This is a genomic window from Streptomyces sp. NPDC002809 (assembly GCF_040295435.1).
GTDB lineage: Bacteria > Actinomycetota > Actinomycetes > Streptomycetales > Streptomycetaceae > Streptomyces.
On sequence record NZ_JBEOVJ010000152.1, the window covers coordinates 1 to 7,635 of the forward strand.

Here is a 7,635-nt window from a genome sequence, read left to right on the forward strand (position 1 = left end):
GGGCACCTGCCCGGAAGGGATCTGACGGCGAGACGGAACCGGCGGAACGACGACCGGTGCGGGCGGGCGCAACCGGACTTCGCCCTCCACCAAGTGCGGGCAGGTCTTCGCCGGGCGTTCAGCTCAGGATGCCGAGCTGCCGGGCAGCCGTCAGCCAGGAAGGGAACTCCGACAGGAGCCGGTCGTACAGCTCCGCGTCAGGGACCTTCTCGATGTCGTCCGCGGCGAAGAAGCCGACGTTGTCGACCCGGCGGCCGGGCAGGGTGTCGAAGCGTTCCAGTACGCCGTACTGCGACCGGCCGAGTCCGATGAACTGCCAGAAGACCGGCTCCTCCACCGCGGCACGCAGTTCGCGCTCGATCTCGTCGTTCCGGTACACACCTCCGTCCGAGAAGAACAGGACCAGGGTCGGGTCGGGCACCGGATTGTCGCGCACGTACGCGCGCACTTCGGCAATGACCTTCTGTTCCTCGTTCTGGATACCGACCGCTCGCATGTCGACCTGCCCGGGGCGGAGCCCCTTCGGCGGCTTCTTGCGGCCGAAGAGGCTGACCTGTCCCACGCGCACGTGCAGGGCCAGCCATTCGGGCAGTTCACCGACCACGAGGTCGGGCAACCGGGCGGGGTTGCTGGCGAACGTCCACGCCTGCATCTCCCCGTCGTCGTCGAGCTGTGCGGCGACGGCCGCCATCCGCTCGGTGACGCCCGCGACGGTGCCGCGTGTGTAGAGGCCGCTCATCGATCCGGACGCGTCGAGGACGAGGATGACGCGCGCGGTCAGCTTGGTCAGACCGTGCTTGGTCAGGCTGACCGCGATCTGCTGTTTGCGGAGCGACAGGCGCTTGCGCATGTCGACCGGCAGGTTCTCCTCGCCCTTGGTGAGCCGGATCGAGGGCTCGCCCCGGCCGGCGGCGGACTGGACGGCGGACGGTGCCGTGGCGGGGTGCTGCGGCACCCGGGCGGGGACGGGCGGGGGAGCGGCCGCAGGCTGCTCCGCGTCGACGCTGATGCCGAAGTCCGTCGCGAGCCCGGCCAGCCCGTCCGCGTACCCCTGGCCGACAGCCCGGAACTTCCACCCGCCGTCGCGCCGGTAGAGCTCACCGCTCACATAGGCGGTCTCCGAGCCTGCCTCCATGTCGAAGCGGGCCAACTCGGCACCGGAAGCGGCATCGAACAGCCGCAGATGGAGCCCGGGTACCTGCCCGAAGGTCCCACCTTCGACCGAAGCGCACAGGGCGACCCGTTCGACGTCCGTTCCCAGCATGCCGAGATCGACGTCCAGTGAGTCGGCTCCGGCCCGCTTGCCGAGGTGACGCACAGCACCGGAAGCATGTTGCGGCTGGTTGTAGAAGACGAAGTCACCGTCGGAGCGGACCCGTCCGCCGCTGGTCAGCAGCAGTGCGGAAGCATCCACATCCGGAACTCCGGACCCGGGGGACCAGCCCAGGACAGCTCTGATGGTGGATGCCCTCACCGCCATGTTGGCGCCCTTGCTCAGTGTCGTCACAAGGACAGTCTGCCTGCGGCCGGTACGTATGGCCCCTGGAGGTCGGGACCGACGTCCGGAGACCGTGACCTGACGGGCCGACGGCCCTCGGTCCGGCAGATCCCGATGACGTCGTGCGGTGCCGGCGAGCCGTGAAAGCAACGGGCTTCCGCGCGGCGACGGCAGCCCGGCGACACGGCTCAGCGCGGTGCGATCCGGTCGTCGCAGACGCTCCCAGGTCCGGCGGCTTCGGTGCCGGAGCCGGAGTACCGGAAATGCGCGCCGGGCTCGAAGGATTTCCGGCGCTTCATTGACCGCTGCGCGCACCGGGCACGTACGCGGGGATCGGGTGGCTCCACTCGTTCGCAGCCGCTCGGATCGCCGGGGCCGGGCCCCGGCCGCTGACTCCTGGCCCTGGCCCCGGCCCCGGCCCCGCCGGGAGTTCCGACCGGGCCGGCACCGTGCTCCTCAGCCGTGCCGCAGGTTCGTGATCAGGTCGCGTGGCAGCCCGTGGGTGTCGTGAAGGTAGTGGAGGTCCTCCTCGGTGAGACGGCCTCGGAACCGGGGTCGGGCGAGCACCTGCCGGCCGCGTTCCATGAGGCGACCGAACCGCCGCTCCTCGTCATGCAGCAGAGAACGTACTTCGGCCGGTGACATGTGCTGCCGGAAGTGGTCCAGGGTGTGCTGGACCAGCTCGTCCGGCAGGTCGCCGACACTGTACGAGGGATCCTCCCGCCACAGCACGGTGAGGACCCGTCGCAGCAGGCGGCGCAGTACGTAGCCCCGTCCGGTGTTGGCCGGGCGCACGCCGTCGCCCAGCATCACGACGGCTGAGCGCAGATGGTCGCAGACCAGACGCAGGGACGGTTCGTCCAGACGCCACAGGGGCGGTACGAGTCGGCGCCATGGATCGAAGACGTCGCCCTCGAACACGGACGGCTTGCCCTGGAGCAGGGAGGCCAGCCGCTCCAGACCGAGTCCGGTGTCGACGTTGCGCTGGGGAAGAGGCACGAGGGAACCGTCGCCGAGCCGGCGGTGCCTCATCATGACGTGGTTCCACACCTCCACCCAGCGGTCGTCCTGCGTGGGCGTCGATTCGGGCGGGCAGTCACCGCTCCACAGGAAGATCTCCGAGTCGGGACCGCACGGTCCCACGGGCCCGTTGGACCACCAGTTGTCCTCTACGGTGAGCTCGACGGGGACGCCGCGGTCCTGCCACAGTTCAAGGGAGGCATGATCCGGTTCGCACTGGCTGTCACCGGCAAAGACAGTGGCATGCAGCAGTCCGGGATCGACGCCCAGGCACTCGGTGAGCAGCCCGTATCCCCAGTCGAGACTGAGCGGTCCTTCGTAGTCGCCCAGTGACCAGGTGCCGAGCATCTCGAAGACCGTCAGATGAGTGGCGTCGCCGACCTCCTCCAGATCCGTGGTGCGCAGACAGCGCTGAACGTTGACGAGCCGCCTGCCCAGCGGATGGGGGCTGCCCTCCAGGTACGGGGTGAGCGGGTGCATGCCGGAGGTGGTGAACAGGACGGGGTCGCCCGGTGGCGGGAGCAGTGTCGATCCGACGATTCTGCGATGGCCGCGCTCGTGGAAGTACTCGACGAACGTGCTGACCAGCTGTTCCGTATGCATGGGATGGCTCCTTCGCGTGACAGCGGGGGAGGCACCGGAGAACGGGACCGTTCAGTCGTCCGGCCGGGGCGAGAAGGCTCCACGGCACTACCGACGGACCGTTTCCGGTCGCCGGGGGAGGGAAGGTCAGACGGCGGCAACCGGCGAGCAGGTCGCTCGCGCGGTCGCGGTGTCGATTGAGCCGGTGACGTTCATACGAGCGATTTTATCGTGGCGTGCGCGCCGGAGCACATGAATTTGCACGCGACGCCCCGCATCGCCGTTCGGCCCCGGCTGGGTACCGCAATACGCACCGGCTCGGTGGCCGAGGCCCCCGCCGACGTGCTCGCACGGGCCCGGCTCCAGGACGACGCCGGTAGGAAGCTCCTGGTCGCGTAGACGGCCGGGGCGGGAAAGTGCGTGGCCGCAGAGTTCGCCGTCCCGGTATGGTCCGGTTTCCCGCCGCGCCGTAGCAGTGGCACGTTCAGAGAGCGACGCAGATGACCAGCAGGCAAGCGACGACGACCCTTTGGCGCCCCACCGGACCCAAGGAGCTGGATCTGGTCCGGCAACTCAACTGGCGCGCCTGGCCGCCACGGCTGCCCGAGCAGCCGATCTTCTACCCGGTTCTCAACGAGGACTACGCGGTCAGGATCGCGCGGGACTGGAACGTGAAGCACGACGGCGCCGGATTCGTCACTCGTTTCGAGGTCGATTCGGAGTTCTTGAGCCGATATCCCGTCCAGCAGGCCGGCGGCCGGACGATCCTCGAACTCTGGGTTCCTGCCGAGGAGCTGGACGGCTTCAACGCCCATATCGTCGGCGAGATCCAGGTGGTGCACGAGTTCCGCCGAGGCGGGGAGGCTCGCTGACGGGCCGGGCCACGGCCCGGCGGAGAGCGTGAAGGTGCCGCCGGCCGATCCAACGGCCGGGCATGCGGGTCCGACTCCGGAGGCGGATCAGTGATCAACCGTCATGGACGGTGCCGGCGGGCGGGTACGCCGCGCGGCACCGGCCCGCAGCCGACCGGGGTTCCGAAGGCCCGCCACCGGAGATCCCGGGGGTCCCGGTGCCGAGGGGCCACGCCGTGATGTCGCGATAGAGGATCGGCCCACTGCTCCGGCAGGCGTTGCTTCCGACCAGGTGCAGACGCTCGGCAGCCCATCGACGGCCGGTGAACCCGGCGAGCCCCGCCGCGATTTCGCCTGCCGAGGACCGATCGCCCCGGCGGGCACGGGCCAGTGTCAGATGCGGTCGCAGGGGCCGCTCCTCGAACGCGATCCCGCAGCCCCTGACCGCGGTACGCACATCGGCGGCGAGCCGGTGCAACTCGTCCAGGTCTCCGTCGATTCCGGTCCAGAGCACCCGGTCGTCGAAGTCCCCGCTGCCTCGCAGTGCCAGGCGAGGTGGCTGGTGTGCCGCTGCGAGGCCGGCGAGGGGCTGATGCAGGAGGGGAACCTCTTCGACCGGTAGCTCGCCGAGGAACGCAAGGGTGATGTGCCAGTCCTCGATGCGGTTCCACCGCATGCCCGGGTGCGTGCCGTACGCGGGGCGGAGTTCCCGGGCCAGTTCCTCCTTGGCCGGGTCGGGCGGGGCGAGGGCGATGAACACGCGAATCGTCGCGGGTCGTGCCGGTTCGTTCACATCGGACTCCGTACCGGATCCAGGCTGCTTGGCGCAAGGGCAAGGGCAAGGGCAAGGGAAGGCGGACAGGGAGGCGTCGTGCCCGTCGGCCTCGGGCGCGCGGACTGCCGGACAGCTACCGGTCATAGCGGTCCCGGGTGCCGCGCTTGCCGCCGGAGTCAGGGGGACGGCGCATCCGTGCGGTAACGGAGGCCGTTGACGAGCAGGTTGATCATGCGCTGGGTGTAGCCCTGATCGTCCGGTGAGACCAGATCGCTGACAGCACGCAACAGGTCGTACGGGGGCATGTCGGCGCGGATCCCGCCGGACGAGGCGGCACTGTCCAGCAACTCCGTCACGACGGGGAGGAAGCGCTGCTGGAAGTATGCGGGCAGGCTTTCGTAGGCGGGGTCGCCGGAGTGGAGGGCGGCCTTGAGACCGCGTTTGGCCGCGACGAACTGCGCGAAGCGCTGCAGCCACCGGGTGAGTGCCTCGACCGGCTCGTACTGCTCCGCGAGGACGGGGGCCGCCTCGGCGCAGGCGTCGACCTCGTGGCGGAAGACGGCGGTGATGAGGTCGGAGCGTTGCGGGAAGTGCCGGTAGAGGGTGCCCGCTCCCACTCCGGCCCTTGCGGTGATCCGCCGCACAGGGGCGTCCACGCCGTCCGACGCGAAGACCTCGGCGGCCGCGGTCAGCAGGGCGTCGAGGTTGCGTTGGACGTCGGGCCGCACGCGGCGGGCAACCGGCTCCTCTGCGGGGCGATCAGGCATGGGGTGTCTTCCCTTTTGCGCTCCGGAACGATGTTCCGTATTGTGATTGCTGAACGGTGTTCCGGTTTCATTCTAGCCGGACCCGTGCCCTGCAGCCCACGAGGAGGAGAGCCACGCGGTACAGCCCGCCGGACCGGGCCGGCACAGAGGCCAGTCCCTGCTGCCTCGGCGCCACCGCCCTCCCGGGGACCGATACCGGCACCCCCGGCACGGCTTGCCGGCCGCACTCACCGTGAGCGCCCGACGCCTACGCCCCACCGCCATCCGCAACGTGTCCCGACACCGCTCCAACCGGAGCCCGCGGACGCGGCCCCCGGAGAACCGGCCCCGATCTGCGGACACGACGCAGCGCGGCTCCGTTCACCCTTCTTGAGTTCCGAATTGAGTCCCGAAGTGGGTACCCCCATGTCCGAAACAGTTCTGTCCGCCGGGAAAGTCGACACCGGCCCCGACCCGAAGCGCTGGAGAGCGCTGATCTTCATAGCCCTGGCGCAGCTGATGGTCGTGCTCGACGCGACCATCGTGAACATCGCGCTGCCTTCCGCCCAGCAGGACCTGGGGATCTCGGACGGCAACCGGCAGTGGGTCATCACCGCCTACGCCCTGGCCTTCGGTGGTCTCCTGCTCTTCGGCGGCCGTATCGCCGACCTCTGGGGTCGCAAGCGGGCCTTCCTCGTCGGCCTGGCCGGCTTCGCCACCGCCTCCGTGCTCGGCGGCGCCGCTCATGGCGAGGCCATGATGCTCGGCGCCCGTGCGCTGCAGGGAGCCTTCGGCGCGCTGCTCGCACCCGCCGCGCTCTCGCTGCTCGCGGTGACGTTCACAGAGGCCAGGGAGCGTGCCAAGGCGTTCGGTATCTACGGCGCGATCGCCGGTGGCGGAGGTGCCGTGGGCTTCATCCTCGGCGGCACCCTGACCGAGTACCTGAACTGGCGCTGGACGTTCTTCGTGAACGTTCCCTTCGCGATCGTCGCGGCCCTGGGCGCGTACTTCGTGATCCGGGAGCCGGCCGGTGGCCGTAACCGCTCGCCGCTCGACATCCCCGGCGTCGTGCTCTCCGGCCTCGGCCTGGTCGCCCTGGTCTACGGCTTCACCCACGCCGAGTCGGCCGGCTGGTCCGACACACTGACGATCGGCACGTTCGTCGCCTCCGCCGTGCTGCTCGGCGCGTTCCTGATAACCGAGGCCAAGGTCAAGGCGCCGCTGCTGCCGCTGCGCGTGCCGGCCAACCGGAACCGTGGCGGTGTCTACCTCTCGCTCGGCCTCGCGGTCATCGCGATGTTCGGCACCTTCCTCTTCCTCACCTACTACCTGCAGATCGTCCAGGGCTACTCACCGATCAGGACCGGCCTGGCCTTCCTGCCGATGGTCGCCGGAATGATTACGGGCTCCACCCAGATCGGCGCGCGGCTGATGACCAGGATTCCCCCGCGACTGCTCATGGGCCCGGGCTTCCTGACCGCCGCGGCCGGAATGCTGTTCCTGACCCGGATGGACATCGGCAGCTCGTACGCCGGTCTGGTGCTCCCCGGGCTGCTGCTGCTCGGCCTCGGCATGGGCACGGCGTTCATGCCCGCGATGTCGCTCGCCACCCACGGCGTCGAGCCGCGTGACGCCGGTGTCGCCTCCGCGATGGTCAACACCTCCCAGCAGGTGGGCGGCGCCATCGGGACAGCGCTCCTGAACACCGTCGCAGCCTCGGCCACGACTGCCTACCTTGCCGCGCACGCCGCGGATGCGACCACTCCGGCCGCACGGAATCTGGTCCAGGCGCGGGCCATGGTGGACGGCTACTCCAGTGCGACCTGGTGGGCGGTCGGCATCCTGGTCCTTGCCGCAGGCATCGCGTTGACGATGATCAACGCCGGTCATCAGGGCGGCCCCGCAGCTGCCTCACGTGCCACGGACGGCAGTCAGGACGAGGTGAGGATCCCGGTCGCCACACACTGAACCGCACGACGATTCCACGGAGTCCACCGTGCCGGAACCCACCGTGCCGGAATTCCTCGGGCGTGTCGGAAGACCTCGGACGTAGCCGGGAGGCCTTGGCGCCGCGGGCGGGGGACGGCGGCCGGGGGCGGAGCGAGGTGGGGGGGTTTGTGGTGGGTTTATGGGGGGCCGGCCCGCGGCGCGACAAACGCACCC

General features: G+C 69.8%; 6 protein-coding genes. 2 read left to right on the forward strand and 4 right to left on the reverse strand.

The genetic code is table 11. From position 1 onward, the window contains the following. Positions 1 to 118: 118 nt before the first annotated feature. A complete protein-coding gene (locus ABT025_RS38955; RefSeq protein ID WP_351003509.1) occupies positions 119 to 1,507 on the reverse strand; it encodes a VWA domain-containing protein in 1,389 nt (462 codons plus the stop codon). A gap of 447 nt (positions 1,508 to 1,954) precedes the next feature. Beyond that, positions 1,955 to 3,121 (reverse strand): alanine--tRNA ligase-related protein, encoded by a 1,167-nt coding sequence (locus ABT025_RS38960; RefSeq protein WP_351003510.1) that lies wholly within the window; start codon positions 3,119 to 3,121, stop codon positions 1,955 to 1,957. A gap of 479 nt (positions 3,122 to 3,600) precedes the next feature. On the opposite strand from ABT025_RS38960, the gene ABT025_RS38965 reads away from it, so the two are divergent. After that, positions 3,601 to 3,972, forward strand: a complete 372-nt coding sequence (locus tag ABT025_RS38965) for a hypothetical protein (RefSeq protein ID WP_351003512.1) — start codon at positions 3,601 to 3,603, stop codon at positions 3,970 to 3,972. Between the two features lie 94 nt (positions 3,973 to 4,066). On the opposite strand, the gene thpR is transcribed toward ABT025_RS38965, so the two are convergent. Together thpR and ABT025_RS38975 are read right to left on the reverse strand one after the other, a co-directional pair. Beyond that, complete coding sequence (thpR, locus tag ABT025_RS38970) at positions 4,067 to 4,744, reverse strand: RNA 2',3'-cyclic phosphodiesterase (protein ID WP_351003514.1); 678 nt, start codon at positions 4,742 to 4,744, stop codon at positions 4,067 to 4,069. A 158-nt stretch (positions 4,745 to 4,902) separates the two neighbouring features. After that, positions 4,903 to 5,493, reverse strand: a complete 591-nt coding sequence (locus ABT025_RS38975; RefSeq protein ID WP_351003516.1) for a TetR/AcrR family transcriptional regulator — start codon at positions 5,491 to 5,493, stop codon at positions 4,903 to 4,905. A gap of 405 nt (positions 5,494 to 5,898) precedes the next feature. Here ABT025_RS38975 and ABT025_RS38980 point away from each other — a divergent pair, with 405 nt between their 5' ends. Continuing rightward, positions 5,899 to 7,440 carry an MFS transporter gene (locus ABT025_RS38980; RefSeq protein ID WP_351003517.1) on the forward strand — a complete coding sequence of 514 codons (1,542 nt, stop codon included), beginning with the start codon at positions 5,899 to 5,901 and terminating at the stop codon, positions 7,438 to 7,440. Positions 7,441 to 7,635: the final 195 nt, after the last annotated feature.

What these genes read in the sequence shown, in the direction of transcription:
- ABT025_RS38975 (WP_351003516.1), bottom strand. Translation starts at nt 5,493, where the DNA reads ATGCCTGATCGCCCCGCAGAGGAGCCGGTTGCCCGCCGCGTGCGGCCC.
- ABT025_RS38965 (WP_351003512.1), top strand. Translation starts at nt 3,601, where the DNA reads ATGACCAGCAGGCAAGCGACGACGACCCTTTGGCGCCCCACCGGACCC.
- ABT025_RS38960 (WP_351003510.1), bottom strand. Translation starts at nt 3,121, where the DNA reads ATGCATACGGAACAGCTGGTCAGCACGTTCGTCGAGTACTTCCACGAG.
- ABT025_RS38980 (WP_351003517.1), top strand. Translation starts at nt 5,899, where the DNA reads ATGTCCGAAACAGTTCTGTCCGCCGGGAAAGTCGACACCGGCCCCGAC.